The sequence below is a fragment of the Pseudomonas sp. PME37.24/006 genome, assembly GCF_055556635.1.
On record NZ_JBVHNL010000080.1, the window covers coordinates 1 to 275 of the forward strand.

General features: G+C 69.8%; 1 protein-coding gene. It reads right to left on the minus strand.

Features of this window, described 5'->3' with window-relative positions; genetic code table 11:
* Positions 1-275: oxidoreductase (locus ACZ3GY_RS23925; RefSeq protein ID WP_465912216.1), on the minus strand; the 275-nt coding region annotated here is incomplete at both ends.

Genomic DNA, 275 nt, shown 5'->3' on the forward strand with positions numbered 1-275 from the left:
TTCGGGCCCTGGGAATAGAAGGTCTGGGCGTCCCACTGGTTGAGCGGCGCGCCCTCGGCGAAGCGGCGCGGCAGGTCGGGATTGGCGATGAAGGCCTTGCCGAAGGCCACCGCATCCGCCTCTCCCTTGCGGATCGCCTCCTCCGCCGCCTCCTTGTTGAAGCGCTCGTTGGCGATGAAGGCGCCGCCGAAGGCCTTCTTGAGCTGAGGCCCGATGCGGTCATCGCCGGGCGCCTCGCGCGCGCACAGGAAGGCGAGACCGCGCTTGCCGAGCTC